Source organism: Synechococcus sp. Nb3U1, from assembly GCF_021533835.1.
GTDB lineage: Bacteria > Cyanobacteriota > Cyanobacteriia > Thermostichales > Thermostichaceae > Thermostichus.
The window spans coordinates 136173-160058 of record NZ_JAKFYQ010000002.1 but is presented as its reverse complement, the minus strand read 5'-3'; the positions used below and the strand labels follow the sequence as shown (position 1 = coordinate 160058).

Below are 23886 nucleotides of genomic sequence, written 5' to 3'. Positions count from 1 at the left end.
TAAAAACTGTCACGAGATCCCTCGAAAAAGCTTTGTGGATGGGGATATCCTGAAACTAGGCAGCAACGGATATTCCACACAAAGCTCAGCCGTAGCTTCCAGTCGGGTGGCCGCTGGGCCGGAAGGTTAGCATGCAAAGGCGGTCTTTTCTTCAAAAGTTGATCCTGGTTGCTGCCAGTCTTGGTCTGCCCCCAGGCTGGATGGCATGGCAGTCTGGGCGCTATGGACAAGCGTTGGCGGCTAGCTCCCGCAAACTGGCGCTATTGATCGGCATTAACCGCTACCCCGGCGAGGGATCCCTGTTGCAGGGGTGCCTGACGGATGTGGAATTGCAACGGGAGTTGCTTCTGCATCGCTTCGGCTTTGCCCCGCCAGAAATCCTGACCCTGACGGATGGAGTCGCTACTTGGAGCGGTATCCAGTCTGCTTTTGCCGAGCATCTAGGGGGCCAAAGCCGTACTGCCGAAACCGTCGTGGTGCATTTTAGCGGTCATGGGCAGTGGCTATCGGGATCCCAAAATCCCTGGCAACCGGCGCTGTTGCTGTCCGGTTCAGAAGGATCGACTGGGATCCCAGCGATCCCTCTCGAGAGCTTCTTTCATCTACTAGAGGGTTTGGGCACGGCTCAGCTCACCACTCTACTCGACTGTGGCTTCACCCACACAGCGCCCTCGGTGCGCGGTAACTGGCAACTGCGGGCTCGTCCGGCAGCGGCTGTGAAGGGATCCGGATCCCCCGCTTCAGATCAATCTGTAGATCAATCTATCGGCAGCGTTCCAGCGCCCCAGCGAGTTTGGCCCACCCCACCCAAGGGCTTGCTAATCACCGCCACCACACCCCAGGATTTGGCCGCTGAGGCCAGTTGGCCGGGATTCTATGCCGGGGTGCTGACCTATCTGCTCACCCAGTACCTTTGGGAAACCACACCCGCCACTCGTTTGGCAGTGGCCTTCAATCAAGTGTCCAGTCGGCGGGAACTGGGGATGTTCGCCTGTCAACGGCCCACACTAGAAGGCAAAGAAACGGCTCGGCGCATCCCCCCCTATTTTCTCAATCTGGCCCAGTCGGGGGTGAGCGGGGTGATTCAGGATGTGAAGGGAAGTCGGGCGCAGGTGTGGTTGGGCGGGATCCCACCTGCGGCGTTGTGCGGTCTGCAACCGGGCACACTGTTAACCCCTATCCCTACAGACGCTCCTCAGGAGGTCGCTAATCCACCGACCCCGCTGGTGCTTCGGTCTCGGAACGGTTTGTTAGCTCAGGCACAGCTCTCTAGTTCCGAGGGGCAGCTTCCCCCCGTGGGCACACCTTTGCGGGAACAGTTGCGGGGCCTCTCCCAAACTTTGAAGCTCCTGGTTGGTCTAGAAGACAATCTCGGCCGCATCGAAAAAGTAGATATCACCAATGCCATCGCCAGCTTTAGCTGGATGGAAACCGCCAACCCGCGGGAACGACAGGTCGATTGCCTCCTAGGCCGCATCACCCCGGAAATGGCGAGGGCTTTTCAGTCGGATACTCTGCCCAAACCCTTGGAGGTAAACAGCTACAGCCTCTTCTGGCCTGGGCGAGAATTGGTCTTAGACTCCTGTGGGCCGGTGGGGGAAGCTGCTGCTGTGGCCGTGCAGCGGTTGGCCCCGCGTCTGGCTCATCTGCTGGCTGCAAAACGGTTACGAACCACTCTCAATGCAGCCAGTTCTCCCTTGGCGGTTGTGGCGGAGTTGGGATCCAAGGACAAATCTCCCTCTTTGGCGGCACGCTTTACCCAGGCGGTGACCTCCACCCCCGTTGAACTGGGGATGCAACGCTTCATGCGCGGGGATCCCTTGCGCCTCACTCTGCGCAACAACGGTGAGCAAGATCTGTTCGGCTATGTGTTGATGACAGACCCGACCGGGCAACTGCACCTCTTGGCCCCGATGCCGCAGGATAACTTCACCCTGCCGCTGCGCCTGGAAGCCCAAAGCACCTTGGTTTTGCCCCGTTTGCCTGAAACCGACAACGAGTTGCGCACCACCCCAGGTAGTTCGGATTTGTTGACCTGTAACGCTCAGGGGCTAACAGAATTGTTGTTTGTAGCCAGCACTCGCCCCCTGCAGACCAGCCTGGAAGCTCTCAAAAGCATGGCCCGCAAACTGGGAGTAACCCGTTCGCCGATGTTGCTCAATGGGCCGCTGGAATGGACGCAAATGCTGATGGAGGAGCTGACCAGCCGTGCTTCTGAGTCTTTTGGCTCCAGTGATGCCGACTTGCGCCTGCTGGATCCCGCCCAATCCCTTACTCTCTCGCTCACCTATACGTTGATTTAACACTAGCTCAATAGCAGGGCAAATAGACCACAAAGGGCGATACCATCGAAGACCCCTGCCCCACCGATACTGAGAATGCCGGAACAATTGCGCCGCAGCACCTCTGGTAAGTGCAGCAAATCCGCCCCGAGCACCGTGCCTAAAACCCCACCGGCAAAGGCAACGGCTGGGGCCTGTTCGCCTGCGATTAGAAAAGCCGCCAAGGCTGCTGTAGCCGGGGCGATCAGGGGATTCATTTGAATGCCGATCCCTGGCACCACATGGGAAGCAAAGTAGCTCACCAAGGTCACTAGCGCTGTTACCGACAGGATCAGCCCCACATTGGCCCGGCCCAACTGGTACAGCGCCAAAGCCACCGGGATCAACCCACCCCCAACATTCAAAGCAATTACCGTCTCCTGCGGCATTTTCACCAACGGGATCCCCCAGAACTGCCGCATCCACAGGCTGGCCAAATCCTCCACCACCGTCACCTCACACTCCACCCGGTAAAGAGGGATATTGATTGGGCTGCCCACCAGCACCGCCAGCAGCAACAGCAAGGCTACATCCCGCGAAAACCCCAGCTTGGCCACCGCCAGCGCCACCACATCCACCGCCAATCCTAGCCAGATCAGGGGCAGCAGCAGCAACAGCACCACGAATAATAGCAGCGAGACGGGTAGGTAGAACATGGTCAGGATCCCTTCTGCGGCGGGCTTTTGGTCGTTCCATGACAAACCCGGGATCCACTCCGGAACCCCCTTGCCCTTTCAGCCCCTCCAACCTATCAGGTCAGGATCCCTTCGTCACCGTGGCCGCATTTGCGGATCCAGCGCATCCCGCAGTCCATCCCCGACAAAGTTGATACTTAGCACCGTCAGGAAAATCATCAAACCGGGGAAGAAAGCCATGTGGGGAGACTGTTCCAGGTAATCGCGGGCATCGTAAAGGAGCCTCCCCCAAGTGGGCACATCCGGCGGAAAGCCCAACCCCAAAAAGCTCAAGGTGGACTCGGTGATGATCGCCGTTCCCACCGACAAGGTCGCTGCCACGATCACCGGGCTGAGCACATTCGGGAAAATATGGACCCAAATCAGCCGATGGGCGGGAGCCCCGATTGCCCGCCCGGCCAAGACGAAATCCATCTCCCGCACACTCAAGAAACTGGCTCGCACCAGCCGCGCCACCGACATCCAATTCAAGCTGCCGATCACCAGTACCATCAGCATGAAAATCCCCGTTTCCGGCCCCGCCAACCGCCGCAAGGTCTCCCGAAACAGAAAGATCACCATCAACAACACCGGCAACTGCGGCAAGGAGAGGAACAAATCCGTGAAGCGCATCAGGGCTACATCCAACCAGCCCCCATAGAACCCCGAGATCGCCCCGATCAAGCTTCCAACAAAGATCGCCACCAGCATCGAGGTAATGCCCACCGACAGCGACACTCGCCCCCCCCGCAGCACCCGCGCCAAGACATCTTGCCCGAGATCATTGGTGCCAAAAGGATGCACCCAACTGGGGGACATCTGTGAGCGGGAGAAGTCAATCTGGCTGTGGGAGGCAGTATAGACCAGCGGGCCGAATACACAGGCCAGAACGATCACAATCAGGGTTGCGGCCCCGAACAGGGCCAGCTTATCCCGCCGAAAGCGTCGCCAGGCATCTCCCCACAATGTCCGCGGTGGACGTTTTGGTGTAGCAGCTTGAGCAGAAGCAGGGATCGAAGCAGACATAGGCAAACTCTAGAAAGCTGAGGGGGAAACCAGTGGGATCCCTAGCGCGCATACTGCACCCGCGGATCCAAAATGCCGTAGAGGATATCCGCCACCAAATTGAAAATCACAATCAAAATGGCGTAGATGAAAGTAATGGCCATCACTACGGGTGTATCGCCTCGAAAGATGGAGTCCACCAGCAAAGCACCGATCCCCGGCACCCGGAAAATTTGTTCCGTTACCAACGCCCCAGTAAACACAGTGGGAATATCCAAGGCCACCAGCGTCACCACTGGGATCAGGGCATTGCGCAAAATATGCCGGTTCACCACCACAAAGTTCCGCAAGCCTTTAGCCCTAGCGGTTCGCACATAATCGCGGTTCATTTGCTCTAGCATTGAGGCTCGCACAAAGCGCATCAGCACTGCCGCCTGAAACAACACCAAAACCATCACCGGCATAATCGACTGCCGCACCTGAGCCATAAACGTGGCCCAGTTCGTCACCCGCAGGGTGCTGTTGTAGATAAACGGGAACCAGCGCAGTTGCACACTGAAAATAATGATGAACAAAATGCCGGTAAAAAAGGTGGGCAAAGAAAACCCCACGAAGGCCAGGGTCGTCACCATCTGATCGAAAAAGGTATAGCGCTTCAGGGCAGAGATCACCCCCAAAGGCACTGCCAGCAAGGCCGCCAAGAGGTAAGCCGTACCGACAACCCAAAGGGTGGTGGGCAACCGCTGCAAAATCAAGTTCACCACCGGGCTGCGGCTATTAAAAGAAAAGCCCATATCCCCACGCATAAAGGCCCACAGCCATTTCACATAGCGAATATAGATGGGTTGATCCAACCCCAAAGAACGGCGAATGTTCTCCCGCACTTCGGCAGTAATGGCTGGGTTGGTGGCAAATTCCGCCATCGGATCCCCGGGGGCCAAAGCGAGAATGGCAAACACTACCACGCTGATGGCCAACAAGGTGGGAATAGAGATGAACAGGCGGTTAATCAGGTAGCGAGTCATGGATTCTATAGAACCGGCAGGTCAGCTGGGGCCGAAAGCACCGTCATCATAGTCCAGGCAATGGGGCCAAACCGTTAGAGAAAAACATCTGGGGTTTCCCATGGGATCCGTCCGGTTCGCAAAAAACAAAACCTAAAAAACAGAGGCCAGGGATCCCTTGGGGCTATGGAGGGGATCCCTTGGCGGGATCCCCTCACAGCTTGCCAAACTCCTGAGAGCAAGACTTTTAAGACTTGCGAGTCCAGTCTTTGATATTCCAGGGTTCGAGATCCCAAGGGGTGAGATCAATCCCTTCGATGCTGTTAGCCGCAGTGGCAGGGCTGGATCGGTCGATCAATGGGATCACCGCCACATCCTCCACCGTCAGGAAATTGTTCATCTTCTTGACCTGCTCATCCCGCTCATCCGGATCGGTCATGCTCACCAATTCAGCGAACATCGCTTCGTAGGCGGGGTTGCAGTAGCGAGAATCGTTGGCGCTGGCCCAGTTGTTTTCCTTTTGGGCGATCTCCTCGCAGAGGTAACGGCGCATGTAACCTGTTGGGTCGGGGTTTTCATTGCCGGTGGTGTACATCTGCAGGTCAGCGTAGAAGTGGCCGAGGTTATCGGGGTTGTTGGGCTCACTGTCGAAGAAGATGCTGGCATCAATACTCTTCAGCTCTAGGTCAATGCCGATTTTGCCCAGATCCTGCTTGATGATCTCCTGGGTTTTTTGGCGCACTGGGTTGACAGAGGTTTGGAAGACCATGCGCATTTCCACGCCATCTTTGTCGCGGATGCCGTTGTTGTTGCTATCTACCCAGCCGGCTTCATCCAACAGCTTGGCTGCCTCTTCTAGATTGAATTCCCAGGGGGCATTGGCGCGAATGTTCTCCGGAGAAAGTACATAGTCGTTGGTGGGGGTGCCGGCCACACCGTAGAGTTGATCGGCAATGGTTTGCCGATCCATGGCCAAGCTCAGGGCTTTGCGCACATTCAAGTCTGTCAGGAATGGATGCGGTACATCTTTGTGGGAGCGCTGCCCGTCTTTTTCCACATTCGGATCAGAGAAATTGACAACGATCCGCTCCATGTTGGGGCCGGGCTTGGGAACAATCCGACCAATGCCGGTGGCTTCCAACTGGGTCAGCACTGCTGCTTCCACTTGGGTGTTCCAGGCATAGTCGGCATCACCCGTTTGCAGCACCGCCCGCGCTGCCGATGTGGCATCGCCGCCACCTTTCAGTTCCACCCGCTTAAAGAACGGTTTGCCTTCTTCACGGAAATTTTCATTGGCCACATAGACGATCACATCCCCCGGTTTGACATCCTCGGTGATGTAAGGCCCAGTGCCGATCGGGGCCAGGTTGGCTGGCGCTTCACGGGAGTTGGGGCCATTGTAGGTTTCAAAAATATGCTTGGGGATGATCATGCCGTTGGTGCCGACAAAGGGCACGAACCAAGCCACCGTCGGCTCTTTGAAGGTAATTTTCACCGTGGTCGGATCCAAAGCCTCCACCGAAGCGATGTCGGTATAGTACTCAGACGTAATTGCCCCGACTTCTGGGTTGGAAATGTACTCGTAGGTGAAGACCACATCATCGGCGGTGAAGGGTTCCCCATCTGCCCAAGTCACCCCGCTCTTGAGCTTCCAGGTAACCGAGCTCAAATCTTCTGCCACATCGCCGTTTTCGATGCTGGGAATTTCGGCAGCCAAAAAGGGCACCATTTCGCCACGAGCATCGAAGCTGGCCAGAGGTTCGTAAACCAAGCGGCTAGCTTCAAAATCCTTGGTGCCAGTGGAGAGATGAGGATTCAATAGGGTTGGGGCTTGCCAGTACAACAACCGCAAGGTGTCATCCGCTTGGGCTTGGGCTGGCACCCAATGATGAAGGAGCAAACCACCCACCACAAACAGTGGGATCAACAAAAGCCGCAGCTTGACTAGCTGCATTTTCAGACGTTTAAAAGACATCTATGCTTACCTCTTGTTAAGCGACAACTCAATCAGGGGATTTGCGCCACGGCATCGGAACCACCCCAGAGGGTCTCAGCCTTTGACTGGTAAAGGGCCAGGGAAAGTTCCCACCTTAAGGCCCATATTGAAGTCAGCTTTGTTGGATGCCCACCTGAGCCAGCAACCCCTTCAAATTCCCATCGAAATACGGTAGCAGTTAGGCTCGTTTTTTCTGTGATTTGTTACACAGTATGACAATTCTCAGGCGGGATCCCGGTGAAGCCTCCCTGTTCTCTTAAGGTTTTTCACATTTACAAACGACTGAAAAGGGCACATTTTCCACGCCCATCTGGGCTGGCGGGATCCGGCCAACAGCAACATTGTGTGCCTGCCTATACGGCTGAGATCCCTTGCCTGTGGTACGGTCTTCCCCGTTGATTGCCTCAGGGTAGGGGCAACGGTAGAAGCTCAGTCCGGACAGAGGGGTAACAGCCTCACGGCTGCCATTGAGGTCTTCCTGAAGTTTTTCTGAGGTCTTTAATTGGTTTAGGTCTAAATGATTCAGACTTAGCTAGTGTTTTCTCGTCTGCTCGGCTTACAAAGAATTTTATGTGGCAGGGATCCCGATGGCATGACTCGATTACTAGAAGTACGGCGGTTAGAGACACGGTTTTATACCCAAGATGGGGTGGTACACGCCGTCAATGGCCCCAGCTTTCATGTTGATGAAGGGGAAACCCTCGGCATTGTCGGGGAATCGGGCTCCGGCAAAAGTATCAGCATGCTCTCTGTTATGGGTTTGATCCCTACGCCTCCGGGCAAAATTACAGGCGGTGAGGTGCTGTTTGCGGGCCAAGACCTGCTCAAATTGAAAGAATCGGAAATGCGGCGTATCCGGGGCAACCAGATCGCCATGATCTTTCAAGACCCGATGACCTCCTTGAACCCTGTCCTGCGGGTGAGCCGACAGATTACTGAATCCCTGCAACTCCACCTGGGCATGAGCGCCGATCAAGCACGGCAGCGGGCTATCGAACTGTTGCAAATGGTGGGGATCCCAGCGGCAGCAGAGCGGGTGGACAACTACCCCCACCAGTTTTCTGGAGGCATGCGGCAACGGGTGATGATCGCCATGGGCTTGTCCTGTCGCCCCAAGCTACTGATTGCCGATGAGCCGACCACCGCTTTGGATGTGACGATCCAAGCGCAAATCGTGGAGCTGATCAAAGCCCTGCGGGATGAGATCGGCATGGCGATCATTTGGATTACCCACGATCTGGCCTTTTTGGCGGGCATTGCCGATCGGATCTTGGTCATGTATGGCGGTCAGATCATGGAAGAGGCCCCTCTGCACCAGCTTTACAAAAACCCCCGTCACCCTTACACCATCGGCCTATTGCAGAGTATTCCCCGCCTGGATGAGCGCCGCCACGAGAAGCTGCAGCCGATCGAGGGGATGCCCCCCGACTTGGTGAATTACCCGAAGGGGTGCCCTTTTGCGGCTCGTTGTCGCTTTGTCATCGACCGCTGCTGGAGCGAAGATCCAGAACTAGAGCCGGTTGGCTCCGATCATGCGGTAGCCTGCTGGGTGAAACCGGAGGGGAAAGACCATCTCTTGACGGCCACCCTAGCCAACGGTGAGCGCCAATCTTTGGGGGGAGCAGCCAATGGCTAACTCCATCTCTTTCCCCAGCGGGGGCGGACCCTCGGTCAATGCCAGCAGCCCTACATCGCCTCACCCCAGTCAAACCACTCTGCTGCGCATCGAAAACCTGAAAATGCACTTTCCCATTCTGCGCGGGCTGATCCTGCAGCGACAGGTGGGATCCGTAAAAGCAGTGGATGGGGTGAGTTTTGAGGTGCGGCGGGGGGAAACCCTGGGTTTGGTGGGGGAATCGGGCTGTGGCAAAAGCACCACCGGGCGAGCCATTTTGCAGCTGTATCGACCCACCGCTGGGCATGTCTATTTTGAGAATGCGGATCTTACCCAATTGGAGGGCGAAGATCTGCGCCGGATGCGCCGCCGGATGCAGATGGTATTTCAGGATCCCTATGCTTCTTTGAATCCACGTCAGACGGTGGGGGCAATTGTGGGAGAGCCACTGACGGTGTTCAACGTGGCCAAAGGCAAAGCCCAGCAGGAGCGGGTTAAAGAGCTGCTGGACGTGGTCGGCCTCAACCCCAGTTTTATCAATCGCTACCCCCACGAGTTTTCCGGTGGGCAACGACAACGGATTGTGATCGCCCGCGCCTTAGCTTTGAACCCGGATTTTATCGTCTGTGATGAGCCGATCTCCGCCTTGGATGTATCGATTCAGGCACAGGTGGTGAATTTGCTGGAGGCGCTACAGGAGCAATTTGGCCTCACTTATCTGTTCATCGCCCATGATCTAAGCGTGGTGCGTCATATTTCCGACCGGGTGGCGGTGATGTATTTGGGCAAAGTGGTAGAGCTGGCGGATCGAGACGAGATCTATCAAAACCCGCTGCACCCCTATACCCAGGCGCTGCTTTCGGCCGTCCCCATTCCCGACCCGGAGGTGGAGGCCAAACGGCAACGGATCATTCTCAAAGGGGATGTGCCCAGCCCCGTCAACCCGCCCAAGGGGTGCAACTTCCATACCCGCTGCCCCTTGGTGACCGAGGTCTGCCGACAGGATCCGCCCCCAGTCTTTCGGGATGTGGGTGGGGGGCATTTTGTCGCCTGTCATCTGGTGAAATGAGTGAGAAAGGAGTGCAGGGAGAGGTTCAGGAGGCAACAGATCCAGCTAGCAGATCTCTAGCAAATCTAGAGGATCCCGGCGACACCCGTCCGTCGGGCCGCCCGCACCACGGCAGCTGCCACCCCAGACACCACCCGCCCATCGAATACGGAGGGGATGATCCAGTTGCGATCCAGGTCTTCGACAGGGATCAGAGCGGCAATCGCCTCGGAGGCGGCTACGCACATCTCGGTGTTGATCTGCTTGGCTCGGCAATCGAGAGCCCCACGAAATACCCCTGGGAAAGCGAGCACATTGTTGATTTGGTTCGGGTAATCGCTGCGCCCTGTTGCCATCACCGCCACCTGATCGCTCACCAACTCCGGCTGGATCTCCGGCACCGGGTTAGCCAGAGCAAATAGGATTGGAGCGGAGGCCATGGTTTCCACCATCTCCACTGTCAGGGCATTGGCCACGCTCACCCCGATGAACACATCCGCCCCCACTAGGGCTTCGAATAGGGAGCCGCTTTGCTCGACGGCAACACTGGCTTTTTCTGGAGTGAGATCGGCACGGGAACGGCTGATGATCCCTTGGCGATCACAGACGACAATCTGAGTGGCCCCGGCTCGGCGCAACAGTTGGCTTACCGCAATACCGGCTGCACCCGCCCCGTTCAAGACGATGCGCACCTGATCCAGAGGCTTTTTCGCCACCTTCAAGGCATTAAGCAACGCCGCCAACACCACAATCGCAGTCCCGTGCTGGTCATCATGAAACACCGGTAGGGTGAGGCGGGACTTCAACTTCGATTCAATCGCGAAGCAACGGGGGGCACTGATGTCTTCCAAGTTAAAGCCACCAAAGCCAGGGGCCAGATGCACCACCGTTTCGACGATCTGCTCCACATCCTGGGTGGCCAAACACAGTGGAAAGGCATCGATATCCGCAAAGCGCTTAAACAGAGCCGCCTTTCCTTCCATCACCGGCAGGGCGGCCTCCGGGCCAATATCCCCCAACCCCAACACGGCGCTGCCATCGGTAACAATGCCGACGGTATTGCCCTTGATGGTGTACTCGTACACAGAGGCGGGATCCGTGGCAATTTGCATGGAAACCCGACCCACCCCCGGTGTGTAGGCCATGGCCAAATCGGCAGCACTTTCCAGCGGGCTTTTGCCCATCACCCGCAACTTGCCGCCACGGTGCAGCTCAAAGGTGCGATCCAGTACCCGCTCTACCTTCACGTTCGGCAGGGATCCGACAGCAGCTCGAATTTGCTGGGCATGGTCGCTGCTAGCCGCATCCACGGAAATTTCCCGCACCGTCTCGGAAGGGGATTGCTGGATGAGATCGATCTGGCTGAGGTTACCTCCCACATCGGCGATTGCCTGAGTCACCCGGGCTAGGGCTCCCGGTTGGTTGGGCAAGCGAATGCGGAGGGCAATGCTGTAGCTGGAGCTGGGGGTGAGTTTCGTCATAGCTCCCCATGGTAGACCAAAATCCGGATCCGGTTGCGGCGACCTCCAAAAGGGATCCAGCCCAGGAGCGCCCAGAAGTCTCTCCGCTGGGGGACTGGCCTAGAGAGAAGGCTCAGAAAAGACCATACCTGCAACCTACACCATCCGTCCCTGATATCCCTGCAACTTCAGGCCCATTTGGAAATCCTGACAGGCCCCCGCCAGATCCCCGCTGGCAGACCGGGCCAGAGCGCGGTTGAAGTAGGCCTTGACCTGGTTGGGATCCCGTTCGAGCACCTGGGTATAGTCGCGGATTGCCGAAGGCAGATTGCCCACTTGGGCATAGGCGTAGCCCCGATTATTGAGCACCCAGATCATCTCTTCGGCGTTGAGATTCAGGGGTAACACTTGGGTGTAGTCCTCAATCGCTTGGCGACTGTCTCCACGGCGATCCCAGAGTAGGGCACGGCTGAGCAAGGCTTGGGGATCTTGCGGATTTAGGGCTAGGGCCTGGGTGTAGTCGGCAATGGCCAGATCGAACTGGTTGGCCTGACGGTGCAGATCCCCCCGTTGGCGGTAGGCGAGGGCGGCGTTGGCCATACCCCAAGCTCGATTGCAGTTTAGGGCTTGGTTCAAATCCTCGAAGGCTGCCGCCCCCTCTCCCAGAGCTTGTTGCACAGTCGCCCGCAGAGCAAACCCCTGAGAGGACTCCGGCTGCCGTTGGATCACCGCCGTGAAATCCGTCAGAGCCCCAGACAGATCTCCTACCTGTTGGCGAGCTAACCCCCGATACAGCAATGCCTCAGTCACCCAGGGATCCTGTTCCCCACCGCCCCCCTGAATGGCCAGCTCCAGCACCCGATCCAGATCGGCAATCGCTCCGGCTGGGTTTTGGCGAAGATGGCGGGTCTGGCCCCGTTTCAAGTACGCTTCCAGATGCTCCGGCTGCCCCTGAATCACTGAGTCAAAATCCGATTCTGCTTCGGGATATTGTCCCATTTGTAAAAATAAGGAGCCACGGGCCATCCTTGCTGTTGCGTGCTGGGGATCCCGCTCTAGGGCACGATTGAGATCCTCTAGGGCCGCTTCCTTCTGACCCAACTGTTGCAAGGCTTGCCCCCGCTGCCACAGGGCTTCGGTATGGTCGGGATCCCGCTGCAAAACCTGGCTCAAATCCTGAATCCCCGAAGCTGAGTTCCCCACCTGCAAGTGGGCGATGCCCCGGCCCAACCAAGCAACCCAGTGCTGCGGGTCTTGCTGCAAAACCGTGTCGTAATCGGCAATCGCCTCTTGCCAATGGCCCAACTGCTGATGCAGCTCTGCCCGTTCTGAGTAAAGTTCCCACAGATTCGGTTCCAAGCGCAACGCTTGGTTCAAATCCTGCAAAGCCGCCTCTAGATCCCCTGCCTGAATCCGTGCTCGTGCCAGATCCCGATAAATCTGTGCCTGAGTCAGCTCTACCCCCAGCTCTAAAGCGCGGCTGTAGTCTTGCGTTGCCCCCTGTACATCCCCCAGGGCGGTTCGTACCTGGCCCCGATGCACATAAGCCAGTCCCAAATACGGATCCCGTTGCAAGGCTTGATCCAAATCCGCCACTGCCCCCTGCCAGTCCCCTTGTCGTTGTCGCGCCATCCCCCGGCGCAAATAGGCATTCACCCACAGCTCTGGCCCATGCGGGATCCCCGGCTGGGCAGCCAACTGCAGCGCCCGCTCAAAATCTGCACAGGCCTCTCCCCAATTTTCGTGGTCAAAATGGGCATTGCCCCGGTTCAGAAAAAGCTGCGGATTGTCCGGATCCCGTTCTAGGGCGGCAGTGTAGTCTTGCAATGCAGCAACCGGATCCCCCAGAAGCAAATGTACCCGTCCACGGCTGCTGTAGGCGCTGGCATCTTCGGGATCCAGGGCAATCGCTTGACCCAAATCCGCCAGAGCCGCCTCGATATGACCCAGATCCAGGTGAGCGATACCCCGATTCAAAAAGGCTTTTGCCTCCTGCGGATCCAGCTCCAAAGTCCGGTTGAAGTCTTGCAAAGCAGCAACCGGATCCCCGAGCCCTTGCTGAGCCAAGCCTCGGTACAGATAGGCCCGCGATAACTCCGGGTTTAAGTCGATGGCTCGTCCGCAGTCGGCGAGCACCAAGTCGAGGGCATTTCTGCCCATGTGGGCGATGGCACGATTCAGATATAGATGCGCTTGAGCGTCGGGATTCTGGCCACTCAGCTCAATCGCTTGCGAAAAATCCTCCACCGCCCTTGCCCAATCCCCCAAACCCTGACGAGCCAAGCCACGGTGGTAATAGGCTTTGCTCTGCTGGGGATCCAACCGCAGCATTTGGGTATAGTCTTCGATGCCACCTGCTAGATCCAACAGGTTGACCCGCGCCACCCCGCGGTTGAAGTAGGCTTCCACATCCTGGGGATCCCGTTTGAGAACCTCTGAAAAATCTTCCGCGGCCCCTCGCGAATCTCCCAGGTTGCCTCGCACCACCCCCCGGTTGAAATAGGCACGGGTATCCTCCGGGTTGAGCTCGATGGCCCGCGAATAATCGTCAATGGCTTCCTGTTGCTGATTCAGTTGCCGGTGGGCATTGCCACGGTTGTAGTAGGCCACCGCCCATTGGGGGTTAAGACGGAGAGCTTGGCTATAGTCGGCGACGGATCCCTCATAGTCCTCTAAGCGGTAGCGGGCGATGCCCCGGTTGAAGTAGGCGCGGGCATCCCCCACCAGTTGGATTACCTGGGTATAGTCTTCAATGGCTCCCGCCAGATCTCCAGCTTTGTAGCGGGCGCTCCCCCGTTGGCTGTAGGCGCGGCTATCTTTGGGATCCAATTGAATCGCCAGAGTAAAGTCGGCAATCGCCCCCATCGGATCCCCTTGGCGGGCCTTATCCTGACCACGGGCCAAAAGGCGGGTCACCAGAACCTGATCCACCCCGACATCGGGAATGGTGGTTTCGTTGTGGGTGGGCAATAGAGGGCGCAACGCCTCCAATACCTCACCAGCAGACTGAAAGCGATCCTGCCAGCGGGGGCGAATCATACGATCCAAAATATCCGCCAGCTCATTGCTCACCTGCACCAGATCCCGCCAGAGCAACTGACCGGTGCGAGGGTCATCGCGAATTTTGTTGGGGGTTCGCCCCGTCAGCGCTTGAATGGCCAGCACCCCAACGGAGTAAATATCGCTACAGGGTTGAGGTTTGCCGTTCAACTGTTCTGCCGACATGTACCCAACTGAGCCGATCACCGTTGCCAACTGGGTTTGGCCGGGGGCATGGCTCACCAACATCCCCACTTCCTTCACCGCCCCAAAGTCGATCAACACCAACTTGCCGTCGGCATCGCGGCGCATCAGGTTGGCCGGTTTAATGTCGCGGTGCACGATGTGGTGGGCATGGACATGGCGCAAAATTTCCAAAACATCTTGCAGCAGCTCCAGCACTTCTGCCTCGCTAAACGGCTTGCCCGCAACCATCTCATGGCTGAGATCGTGCCCCGCTACAAACTCCTGTACCAAATAAAAATCTTGATTCTGCTCGAAGTGAGCCAGCAGGCGCGGCACCCGATCAAAGTGGTTGAGCTGATTGAGAACCTTGGCTTCTCGCTCAAATAATTTGCGAGCTGTGGCTAAGGTATAGGGATCCGTCGAGAGAGGGCGCAGGCGCTTGACGACACAGGGGGTATTAAAGGTGTCTTGATCCACTGCTTTGTAAGTAACACCGAATCCTCCCTCTCCCAAGGGATTGAGAATGCGGTAGCGTCCCTTCAAAATTGTTCCCGCCTTGATCCTATCGTCCATAGCTGCAGCCAACGCTGATGCAAGCTGGCTCGATTCTGCCACAGTCTGACGGGCTGCCAATGGGCCTTCGGGCAGATTGGTGTATGGATCCCGATTTAGTCTTGGATGTATTCGCTGCCGTCAATGAGAGCCGCTTCCGCCCGTTGAAATTCCCGCCCCAAGTAGGCGGCATGGCTCAGTTGTGAAACCACAACTTCCGTTTCTTTTTCAAAAAGTTGCACACACAGTTCCTTGGCAGTGCGCCCAACAAAGACACGCTCTGGAGCGCGATTCACAGAGCCTCGGGCAGGGATCACAGCTCCCGTTTGTGGATCGGTGGCCAGCCCCTGTTCGTTGATCACGGTGCTGAAGTGCTTGGCACAAATCAGGTGTCGCTCCCGATCCAGATAGATGATAAAGTAGCCCGCCGGATCCAGATTAAGGGGTCGGCGGGAGAGATGCTCATCAATGCTGCGAATCTGATCGCTCAAAGGTGGGAGGGAAGTGGGCATGGAGCTGCTGACAAGAGACAGGACAGAGAAGCGTAATCGAGGCTACTTTCCACTGTTTTCATTGTGGCAGATTAAACTCCCTCAGCGGGGTGTTTACCCTCTGTATCCGCATCCAGACTCGGATTCAACTTCTAGCGAGGAGCAACCCGATAGAACCTGGTGCTGGTCACCCACTGGTTGGAGGGGATCTCTTCTACGACAATGGCACGGGCAATCGCATCGGCAAACTGGGATCCCTGGACGCGCACATCGGCAAACTGTCCACCCCGCTCAAAGGAGGCAATTTCCTGGATATTGAGAGGGCGAGGGGCTGCTACTGCCAACACTTGTGCTTGGCCGAAAGGCGGAGCGATGGTCAACTGGTAACGGGCTCCGGGCGGCGGAAAGCTACGCACTTCTCCAGCCCGCAAAAACTCATTCCCCCCCGATAGGCGGTTGGGCAAGATCAAGTTAATGCGGCCATCCGCCTGTACGCTAAACAAGTAAACGTAGGCATCGCGGTTAGTGCTGAGGCTGATGCGAATCGGCTCGCCAGCACGATAAATCGGGTTGGAGCCGCGCCGATCCAGCTCCAGATTCACACTCAGGTCGGAAGGCACCGGGTTGACGATAATGGAGCGGGTGCCGATATCCAACTGACGGGTATCGGCCACTTGTAGCCTCTGCAGAGACGGATAGATGCCCAAAGTTTGTGGAAAAACGGCTGTGGCCGGAGCCATAGACAACCCCAGGGCCAGCGGCAGAAACAGAAGTTTGGCGTTCATGGTCCACACCGGATCAATTGCTACGTTCATCTTAGGAAGTGGCATGGGTTAGGAGGCTCAGGCTTCGCGCAATGTCACATCGCCCGCTCCAGCAGTTTCCCATACTGCAGATGGCAGCTCCAATGGGGAAAAGCCGCTGAACCCACAGGAGCACCCCGAGCCCATTGAGATTCAAAGGCATGAGTCTTCAGGCCAAGACAGGACTAGGAAGGGCTAAACTGCAAATACAAGGGATCCAAGCGGGATCCGGGCCCAACTCAGACCATCGCCACAGCTTAGGCACTCATGACTTTGCGACTGTACGGGATCCCGACTTCTGGGAATTACTATAAAGTGGAGCTGCTCCTCCAACAATTGGGGATCCCTTATGAAGTGGTGCTCGTCAATTCCAGAGAAGGCGAGAACCGTCTACCAGAGTACTTGGCCAAGAATCCCTTTGGACAGATCCCGGCCTTGGAGCTGGAAACCGGAACTGTTTTGGCAGAATCTGCCGCGATCCTGGTTTACTTGGCGGAAGGCACCCCGATGTATGGCCAAACCCAGCTGGAACGGGCTGAGATTTTGAAATGGCTGTTCTTTGAGCAAACCCGCATCGCTCGCTACATTGCTATCACCCGGTTTTGGGTGCGTGCCGGTAAAGCTGAAGCGAATGCCAGCTTGATCGAACAAAATCTCAAGTCCGGCACCGATGCCCTACAGATTATGGATGCCTATCTGGAAGGGAAAACCTTTTTTGTGGGCGAGCGGTACACCATTGCCGATGTGGCTCTTTTCACCTACACCCATGTGGCGGAGCAGGGCGGGTTCGACCTCAAGCCCTTCCCTAACCTACAGGCCTGGTGTCAACGGGTGAAAGCAACTGACCATTTCTTCCCCCTGCCGGGAGCCTAAGCTCAGGACAAGGACTCAACCCGTGGTCATACCCCATAGCGCAGAATGTCGAAGCGAAGTTCCTGGGTCGAGAATCGTACGTTCAGGTTCATCCGCCATCGGTCAAGCAAGATCCCACCAAGCGGGTTTTCCCCGGATTCATGAGTCCATAGGGATCCATCCAATGCTTTAACTCCAGCACATCTTGCACCGAAGCTCGCATCCCATCCTCAATGTAGTGGCTGTGGTTATTGGAGAAGGTGATCCCAAGGGTACGTTGATAGGCTTTGATCTCCTCTAGTCGCTCCGCTGTGGAAAACTCCACCAACTCCAACGACGAGAATCCAGCGGCGCCATTGCCCCGGAAAAACTCGAGGTGCAACATGACTTCCGATCCTTGGGGTCGCTGAAAATGCTCATGCACCTGCACGGCAGCCTGGATCCCGGCCTCACCCCGAGGGAAGCGGGCAGCAATGTAGGTCAGATTAGGGTTGGCGGCTCGTGCATGTAGCGTGGTGTGGTTAATGGCAAATTCTGCTAGGGTCAGCCCTTTGCTGGCTTCTTGAGGGGTTTTGGAATAGCACACCCGGCCACCCCATTCCTGCGCCAGTTCTTGCAACGGCTCGATGGAGGGTTCTGCCACCAGGATCAACACACAATGGGATCCCTCGGGGATCGAGCTTTTCAGGGCAGTGAAGTAACCTGGGATTGGCCAGGCATGACCACTGATCAATTTCTTGATGATGCCATCACTATCCGCTAGCGCTTGGGAAAAGCGCAGCAACGACTCAAAATCCGTGAAGCTAACGATCCACTCTGCCCAAGGATAAGCAGGAGCCAGAGGCACCTCCACTTCCGTAACAATGCCGTTTAGGCCCCAGCCATGATTCACACCCCGCAAGGCATCGCCACGTAGCTCCACCACCTGGGGTTCATCTTCCAGAGTGACGACTTGAACTGCCAAGACATTGCCCCGAGCTGACAAACCACTGAACTGAATGCCGCCAATACCACCGCTTCCCCCGGCCACAAACCCCCCCATGGTTGCAGTTCGGAAGGTGGAAGGGATCATGCGCATTTCCCATCCCATTTCTTTTGCTTTTTTATCCAAGGTTAGGGGTTTTACTCCAGCCTCAACACGAGCAGAACCGGCCTTGATCCAACACAGGCGCTGCATCCGTGATAGATCCAAGACAATGCCACCATAGAGAGGAACTGCCTGCCCATAATTACCAGTGCCAGTGCCACGCAGGGTGAGCGGGATCCGATGTTGGACACAAGCTTTGGCAACTCGTAAAACTTGCTGTAAATCGGTGGGGCAAACCACCAAATCCGCCCGCTTCTCTGAGAGCTTAGCCGTCAGGATCGGGCTGAAGAGGCTCCAGTCTTGAGAGAGTTTGGCCACTTGGGTCGGATCTGTGATGATCGAGATCCCCTCCAATTCGGCTTGGAAGGCTGCCCAAGTTGAAGGCCGATGGAGAGCAACGGTCATGGTGGCTTGACTCCCAATAGTTAATGAGGCGCTCAGAGCTACCTACCCCCAGCAGGAGGGAGGGCCTAGCTCAAACGGATCCCTAACAGTTGTACGATAAGGAGTCTTAGCATCTGAAAGTGTTGTATCAGTTACTTCTGTGGGATTGATCTCACCTGAATTTGCAAGGGATGAAGTCCACACAACCGAGGATGCCCCTCCGAAGGAGCCGAGAATTCAGCAATTGTTCTCCTCTTGATCCCTGAAGCTTACAAAAACCATTCATCCGGCTGGGTAGGGAGTTGAGGCGCTTCTGGAACCTGAGACGAACCCACCAATTCAGTCAGGGCATCCTGAATGAAGCGGCTATGGCTAATCCAGACCACATCCGGAGCGACATCATCATCTTCAGCAAAGATCAGTTCCGGTACCATATTGGCCATTCCTAGGCCAGTGTTATCGCTCCATTCATCCAAAAATCGATAGATACGACTGGCAGCATACTGATGTTGCCAACTGGGTTGATGGGTCACATACAACTCTCCATCAATGACTTCGTAGCGTTTGCCATCGTCCGGCATCAGAGCCAGATCTGAGGAGGTAAAGCGGTGGGCAGCAATCATAGCGCACCTCAAAGACTAGGATTCTTTAGAGCAGCCGACCCAGACGTTCTCGCAACTCAGCAGCAGCTTGTTCCAGGTGATCAGGAGTATACCCAGTGGTCTCCACCATAACCGCCATATGGGTGTCTTCGCTCTCGTGGAGATGGATCCACAAAATATGCCGTCCGTCAGGTGTTTTCGCGGGGAGGACTTAAGGGCATTTTTGGAGGCAGCCTAGGCTCGGGAATCATACCGGATGAGATCGACCCAGGGGGTGTCCTCCAGCAACTTTTCCACTTTGGGCCAAGTGAGGGGACGATGATGTGCTTTTCTGGTTTGGACTTGAATAACATCTGATCGATCTCTGCCGGAATCAGGTAGGTTTGCTCGAATGATTCTCTGTTGAGTGCTTTCTTGAAGATAGGGTAGATAGAGCAGAAATTTGTATTGCTCATGGATGTAGCAGACTGGGATCCCCAGTTGATTGCCCACTAGGGCCATGATCATAGTCTGGGCTTTGAGTCCGCCGGTGGCAGCAAACGTGATATATCCCTTGGCGTTGTCAATCAAGTTTTCCAAAAGTTGAGCCATTCGCTCCAGTGAGGATCCCTTCTCATCCAGGTCATAGTTGATACCAGGTAGATGAGCAGAGCCTGGTTGCGGCACTGAACAACCGTTCCGGGTTCTGTGAGGTAGAGAGTGGTCATGATTTTTTCCGTCTACCCTTACACTGGGAGCCAGGTCTTCCAGCAACAGGGCACTATGACCGAACAACGACTCAGCCTGTGGACCAAGCTTGCCTATGGAGTTGGAGATCTGGGCACGGGTATGACGGCCAACATTTTGGTCTTTTTCCTGTTGCCTTTTCTCACCAATACCGTCGGCATGGCGGCGGGCTTAGCGGGAAGCATCTACGCCATCACCCGCTTCTGGGATGCCATCAATGATCCGGTGATCGGCATTCTCAGCGACCGTACCCGCACCCGTTGGGGACGCCGCCGCCCCTGGTTACTATTCGCGGCCATCCCTTTTGGTCTCACCTTTTTGGCCCAGTGGTGGATCCCGTTTCCAGGCCGGATCGGTGCGCTGTTTGCCTACTACCTGCTGGTGTCGTTGCTGTTTAACACCTTTTACTCTGCCGCCAATATTCCCTATGCCTCTCTCACCCCGGAGCTGACCCAAGACTATGACGAGCGCATGCAGCTCAATCAATTCCGTTTTGCTTTCTCCATTGGCGGCAGCATTGTGGCAGTGGTGTTATTTCCTTTGCTCTATAATTTGCTACCGGATCGCAGCGCAGGCTATATGCTGGCAGGAACTTGCTTTGCGCTGATCTCCTCTCTGCCATTACTGCTCTGCTTCTGGGGGGTGCGGGAACGGTATCAGTCGGAACGGGATCCCTTGCCCTTGGCGCAACAAATGCGGGTGGCCTTTCGCAATCGCCCTTATCTATTTGTGATTGGGATTTATCTCTGTTCTTGGCTAACCTTTCAGTTCACTGCCACGATCATTCCTTACTTCATCGTCTTTTGGATGGGCTTGCCGGAGGTGTGGATTTCCTTGACAGTGTTGGCGGTACAGGGGATCGCGGTACTGACCCTGTTTATGTGGACGCAACTGAGTGCTCATCTGGGCAAACGCACCATGTATTTGATTGGGGCGGGGTTTTGGTTGATTTCACAAGCGGGCTTATTTTTTTTGCAACCCGGACAATCGGGGATCATGATTGTGCTAGCCCTCATTGCCGGGGTAGGGGTATCGGCTACTGCTTACTTGGGGCCTTGGTCGATGATCCCGGATGTGATCGATCTGGATGAGTTGGAAACCGGAGAGCGCCGGGAGGGGATCTTTTATGCCTTTATGGTGCTGTTGCAAAAGGTGGGTCTAGCCTTGGGGCTGTTTTTTGTTGGGCAGGCGTTGGATCTAGCCGGATTTATCTCCTATGTGGCGGGAGAGGCTCCCCCCATTCAACCGGAGTCAGCCCTACTGGCTATTCGCTTTGCCATTGGACCTTTGCCAGCCGTATCTTTGGTAGGGGGGATCCTGTTGGTGTGGTTCTATCCCATTACTCGGCAGCAGCATCAGCAGATCTTGGCGGAATTGGAAGAAAACCGGCAAAAATCCCGACTTAATCCAGAAAAATCCTCATAAACTACCGATTTTCAGCAAAAGAGGCTACGGTTTCTACAGAAGGCTCCACTAAGATGACAGTACAGATCCTGTGTAGTCTGTTTAACATGGGCTAGTTCATCTACCGCCATTTCAGGTAGCAGTGAGGTTGAGTGTGCTCTGTGCCCTCGGGGCTTCTGTCAAGTTTGCCCAAACCATTCGTGTAGAATCTCCCTCCCTCTTCAGGGTGTCACTGCCGTCACTTGGTTGGGGTTTGGGGCTGCTGGGCTACGGGATCCTCGCCGTCTTGAGCCAGCTATATCTCTATAGGCTGGAGACAGTCCAAGCTCGGCAAGCTTTGCAACAGTTCCTTTGGCAGGCAGCGGTAGAGTCCTTACCTGAACCCCCGGATAGCGTTTCGACCTCCACCCGTCCTGGAGAAGTTCGGGATCCCCTGCCCATACCCCGAGTCTTTCCCCAGGAAGCACAGTCCTCCCCATCGAGCCAGGATTTGCCCACAAAGATCATCGACTCTCTCCTGGCTTCGCGGGATCCCTTATCAAGCGAGATAGAACCCACAGATGTTGCTACTGCGGTGCAGATCTACCCCCTCAGGAGTCTGGAGCCCCAACATCAGGATAGGACGGCCCGCCTAAGCCAACGGAATCTTGCGCAGGGCATCGAGAGTGTTGCCGGGATCCCGATTCTCGTCGAACGGCTGGATGCTCAAACCCTGGCTAGCTTCGCTCTATTGCAGAGAGTTCCTGTCGCAGAGGATGAGGCGGATCCCGCTCAAATCAACGAATGGGTGGTGCAACTCAACTCTTCACGGCCTTTTCCTCATCTGCCCTGGGTTTGGGCTGGGGTGGGGATGCTGTTGGTGGCGGCTGGGTGGCTGAGTCAGGCGGATCTGCAGCGGATCCGGAAACAAGAGGAGCGCTATCGGGGCATTTTGGCCAAAGCTTTGCCCACGGTCATGTTAGTGGATCCGGAAACTCAGCGCATTTTGGAGGTGAACCCGGCTTTTGAAACCCTACTGGGCTACTCCTGGGCAGAGGCTGCCAGCCTCACTTTGAAAGATCTAGTGGTACCCCATCTGGACTCTTTAGACGATGCCCGTCACACCGAAATTCAAGGCAACCTCCTGCACATCCTGGAGGGCAACAGCGAGCAACAGTATTGGCGGCAGGATGGTACCACGGTGGATGTCTCCGTGAGCGCCAGCAATTTGGTGTTGGGCCAGCGCTCTTTGCTGTGCTTAATCGTGCAGGAGATCAGTGAGCGCAAACGACTGGAAGCCCAATTGCGTAGGGCTGCTTCTCTGGATCCCCTCACGCAACTGCCCAACCAACCCTCTTTTGTGGCCAAGCTGAAGCAAGCGATGCAGCGGATGAAGGAGCAACAGGCTCTCTTGGCCGTGCTGTTTTTGGATTTGGATGGCTTCAAGGTGATTAACGATAGCCTTGGACACCGTGTTGGCGATTACCTGTTGGTGGAGATCAGCCAGCGCCTATCCAGTTGTTTGGACAGCAGCGAGACCCTAGCCCGCTTTGGCGGTGATGAATTCACCATTTTGCTGGAGTACGTGCAAGGGATCGAAGATGCTCTGCATGTGGCCCAACGGGTGCTCGCCGCCTTCGCCAACCCCTTCGAGATCAAGGGACAAACGGTGCCAGTGCATCTGAGCGCCAGCATCGGCATCGCCATCAGCCGAGACTTGCATGAGTTGCATCAGGGGAGTGGATACATCATCACGCCAGAGGAGTTGATCCGCAATGCTGATACAGCTTTGTCTTGGGCAAAGTCCCGCGGTAAGGCTCAGTACGCTGTTTATGATGAGGTGATGCGGCAACGGGCTCTGCAACGGCTGCAAATGGAAACCCAGATTCGCCAAGCCCTCCGGCAGGAGCAATTTCGGGTGTATTACCAGCCGATTGTGCAACTGAGTACCGGTCGAATCGTCGGGTTTGAGGCCCTTCTGCGCTGGGAACACCCGGAACGGGGGCTGATCTCTCCTGCTGAGTTCATCCCCATTGCTGAAGAGACGGGGCTAATTGTGCAATTGGATCGCTGGATTCTTCAGGAAGCCTATTGGCAAAATGTGCGCTGGCTAGCTCAAATGGGCAAAAGGGCGGCGGTGACCCTGAGTGTGAACCTCTCGGGCAAGCAGTTTTCTCAGCCCGGGCTGGTGGAGTTTATCGCCCGGCTCCTGTCCAATGCTGATTTGGATCCCAGTTGCCTGAAGCTGGAAATTACCGAAAGCCTGATCACTGAATCGAATGGGGAGGTTGTGGAGCAACTGGCTCAACTGCGCAAATTGGGGGTGCTAATCAGTATTGATGATTTTGGCACCGGCTACTCCTCCCTCAGCCGCTTGCATGATTATCCTATTGATACCCTGAAAATCGATCGCTCCTTCATTGCCCGCATGGGGCCGAACGGCGAAAATGCCGAGACCATTCGCATGATTATCACCCTGGCTCATAGCTTGGGCATGGATGTGGTTGCCGAGGGGATCGAAACCGTACAGCAACTGCATTTGATTCAGTTACTGAACTGCGAGTATGGGCAGGGCTATTTCTTCGCCAAGCCTCTCCAACCAGCGGATGCTGAAGACCTGCTGCGCACACAACTGGGGTAGCTAACGGGATCCCGACT

General features: G+C 56.1%; 17 protein-coding genes. 6 read left to right on the top strand and 11 right to left on the bottom strand.

Features of this window, described 5'->3' with window-relative positions:
* Positions 1 to 200 precede the first annotated feature (200 nt).
* Positions 201 to 2303 (top strand): caspase family protein, encoded by a 2103-nt coding sequence (locus L1047_RS11230; protein ID WP_235279070.1) that lies wholly within the window; start codon positions 201 to 203, stop codon positions 2301 to 2303.
* Positions 2304 to 2305: 2 nt separating this feature from the next.
* Here the strand turns inward: L1047_RS11230 and L1047_RS11225 are convergent, their stop codons facing one another.
* The 4 genes from L1047_RS11225 to L1047_RS11210 form a co-directional block, all read right to left on the bottom strand.
* Complete coding sequence (locus tag L1047_RS11225; RefSeq protein ID WP_235279069.1) at positions 2306 to 3022, bottom strand: DUF1614 domain-containing protein; 717 nt, start codon at positions 3020 to 3022, stop codon at positions 2306 to 2308.
* 69 nt (positions 3023 to 3091) lie between these two features.
* The gene (locus L1047_RS11220; protein ID WP_235279068.1) at positions 3092 to 4021 is read right to left on the bottom strand and encodes an ABC transporter permease; all 930 of its coding nucleotides are present in this window, start codon (positions 4019 to 4021) and stop codon (positions 3092 to 3094) included.
* 41 nt (positions 4022 to 4062) lie between these two features.
* Positions 4063 to 5025 (bottom strand): ABC transporter permease, encoded by a 963-nt coding sequence (locus L1047_RS11215; protein WP_235279067.1) that lies wholly within the window; start codon positions 5023 to 5025, stop codon positions 4063 to 4065.
* Between the two features lie 226 nt (positions 5026 to 5251).
* A complete protein-coding gene (locus L1047_RS11210; protein WP_235279066.1) occupies positions 5252 to 6979 on the bottom strand; it encodes a peptide ABC transporter substrate-binding protein in 1728 nt (575 codons plus the stop codon).
* 613 nt (positions 6980 to 7592) lie between these two features.
* On the opposite strand from L1047_RS11210, the gene L1047_RS11205 reads away from it, so the two are divergent.
* Positions 7593 to 8636, top strand: coding sequence for an ABC transporter ATP-binding protein (locus L1047_RS11205; RefSeq protein WP_235279065.1), 1044 nt, complete (start codon positions 7593 to 7595; stop codon positions 8634 to 8636).
* Positions 8629 to 9684 (top strand): ABC transporter ATP-binding protein, encoded by a 1056-nt coding sequence (locus tag L1047_RS11200; protein WP_268836561.1) that lies wholly within the window; start codon positions 8629 to 8631, stop codon positions 9682 to 9684. Before L1047_RS11205 ends, L1047_RS11200 begins: the two co-directional genes overlap by 8 nt.
* Before the next feature lie 65 nt (positions 9685 to 9749).
* On the opposite strand, the gene L1047_RS11195 is transcribed toward L1047_RS11200, so the two are convergent.
* The 4 genes from L1047_RS11195 to L1047_RS11180 form a co-directional block, all read right to left on the bottom strand.
* A complete protein-coding gene (locus tag L1047_RS11195; RefSeq protein WP_235279064.1) occupies positions 9750 to 11144 on the bottom strand; it encodes a malic enzyme-like NAD(P)-binding protein in 1395 nt (464 codons plus the stop codon).
* Between the two features lie 135 nt (positions 11145 to 11279).
* Positions 11280 to 14921, bottom strand: coding sequence for a serine/threonine-protein kinase (locus L1047_RS11190; protein WP_235279063.1), 3642 nt, complete (start codon positions 14919 to 14921; stop codon positions 11280 to 11282).
* A 95-nt stretch (positions 14922 to 15016) separates the two neighbouring features.
* Complete coding sequence (locus L1047_RS11185) at positions 15017 to 15412, bottom strand: DUF4346 domain-containing protein (RefSeq protein WP_235279062.1); 396 nt, start codon at positions 15410 to 15412, stop codon at positions 15017 to 15019.
* Positions 15413 to 15543: 131 nt separating this feature from the next.
* Positions 15544 to 16176: a DUF4384 domain-containing protein gene (locus L1047_RS11180; RefSeq protein ID WP_235279061.1), complete on the bottom strand. Its 633-nt coding sequence runs from the start codon at positions 16174 to 16176 to the stop codon at positions 15544 to 15546.
* Positions 16177 to 16461: 285 nt separating this feature from the next.
* Here L1047_RS11180 and L1047_RS11175 point away from each other — a divergent pair, with 285 nt between their 5' ends.
* The gene (locus L1047_RS11175) at positions 16462 to 17067 is read left to right on the top strand and encodes a glutathione S-transferase family protein (RefSeq protein WP_235279060.1); all 606 of its coding nucleotides are present in this window, start codon (positions 16462 to 16464) and stop codon (positions 17065 to 17067) included.
* A gap of 88 nt (positions 17068 to 17155) precedes the next feature.
* Here L1047_RS11175 and L1047_RS11170 read toward each other — a convergent pair whose 3' ends face one another.
* The 3 genes from L1047_RS11170 to L1047_RS11160 form a co-directional block, all read right to left on the bottom strand.
* On the bottom strand, positions 17156 to 18538 hold the full coding sequence (locus L1047_RS11170; protein ID WP_235279059.1) for an FAD-binding oxidoreductase: 1383 nt from the start codon (positions 18536 to 18538) through the stop codon (positions 17156 to 17158).
* A 248-nt stretch (positions 18539 to 18786) separates the two neighbouring features.
* A complete protein-coding gene (locus L1047_RS11165) occupies positions 18787 to 19140 on the bottom strand; it encodes a Uma2 family endonuclease (RefSeq protein WP_235279058.1) in 354 nt (117 codons plus the stop codon).
* 213 nt (positions 19141 to 19353) lie between these two features.
* Positions 19354 to 19710 carry a putative CRISPR-associated protein gene (locus L1047_RS11160; RefSeq protein WP_235279057.1) on the bottom strand — a complete coding sequence of 119 codons (357 nt, stop codon included), beginning with the start codon at positions 19708 to 19710 and terminating at the stop codon, positions 19354 to 19356.
* Positions 19711 to 19881: 171 nt separating this feature from the next.
* Between L1047_RS11160 and L1047_RS11155 the strand changes: the two genes are divergently transcribed.
* Complete coding sequence (locus tag L1047_RS11155; protein ID WP_235279056.1) at positions 19882 to 21270, top strand: MFS transporter; 1389 nt, start codon at positions 19882 to 19884, stop codon at positions 21268 to 21270.
* Between the two features lie 232 nt (positions 21271 to 21502).
* The gene (locus tag L1047_RS11150) at positions 21503 to 23869 is read left to right on the top strand and encodes a putative bifunctional diguanylate cyclase/phosphodiesterase (RefSeq protein ID WP_235279055.1); all 2367 of its coding nucleotides are present in this window, start codon (positions 21503 to 21505) and stop codon (positions 23867 to 23869) included.
* The last annotated feature ends 17 nt before the right edge of the window (positions 23870 to 23886 follow it).

Excerpts from the sequence above, each read along its gene's own strand:
- L1047_RS11165 (WP_235279058.1), bottom strand. The coding sequence starts at position 19,140 with ATGATTGCTGCCCACCGCTTTACCTCCTCAGATCTGGCTCTGATGCCG.
- L1047_RS11220 (WP_235279068.1), bottom strand. The coding sequence starts at position 4,021 with ATGTCTGCTTCGATCCCTGCTTCTGCTCAAGCTGCTACACCAAAACGT.
- L1047_RS11230 (WP_235279070.1), top strand. The coding sequence starts at position 201 with ATGGCATGGCAGTCTGGGCGCTATGGACAAGCGTTGGCGGCTAGCTCC.
- L1047_RS11185 (WP_235279062.1), bottom strand. The coding sequence starts at position 15,412 with ATGCCCACTTCCCTCCCACCTTTGAGCGATCAGATTCGCAGCATTGAT.
- L1047_RS11195 (WP_235279064.1), bottom strand. The coding sequence starts at position 11,144 with ATGACGAAACTCACCCCCAGCTCCAGCTACAGCATTGCCCTCCGCATT.
- L1047_RS11190 (WP_235279063.1), bottom strand. The coding sequence starts at position 14,921 with ATGGACGATAGGATCAAGGCGGGAACAATTTTGAAGGGACGCTACCGC.
- L1047_RS11155 (WP_235279056.1), top strand. The coding sequence starts at position 19,882 with ATGACCGAACAACGACTCAGCCTGTGGACCAAGCTTGCCTATGGAGTT.
- L1047_RS11200 (WP_268836561.1), top strand. The coding sequence starts at position 8,629 with ATGGCTAACTCCATCTCTTTCCCCAGCGGGGGCGGACCCTCGGTCAAT.
- L1047_RS11180 (WP_235279061.1), bottom strand. The coding sequence starts at position 16,176 with ATGAACGCCAAACTTCTGTTTCTGCCGCTGGCCCTGGGGTTGTCTATG.
- L1047_RS11210 (WP_235279066.1), bottom strand. The coding sequence starts at position 6,979 with ATGTCTTTTAAACGTCTGAAAATGCAGCTAGTCAAGCTGCGGCTTTTG.
- L1047_RS11215 (WP_235279067.1), bottom strand. The coding sequence starts at position 5,025 with ATGACTCGCTACCTGATTAACCGCCTGTTCATCTCTATTCCCACCTTG.
- L1047_RS11175 (WP_235279060.1), top strand. The coding sequence starts at position 16,462 with ATGACTTTGCGACTGTACGGGATCCCGACTTCTGGGAATTACTATAAA.
- L1047_RS11170 (WP_235279059.1), bottom strand. The coding sequence starts at position 18,538 with ATGACCGTTGCTCTCCATCGGCCTTCAACTTGGGCAGCCTTCCAAGCC.
- L1047_RS11160 (WP_235279057.1), bottom strand. The coding sequence starts at position 19,710 with ATGGCTCAACTTTTGGAAAACTTGATTGACAACGCCAAGGGATATATC.
- L1047_RS11205 (WP_235279065.1), top strand. The coding sequence starts at position 7,593 with ATGACTCGATTACTAGAAGTACGGCGGTTAGAGACACGGTTTTATACC.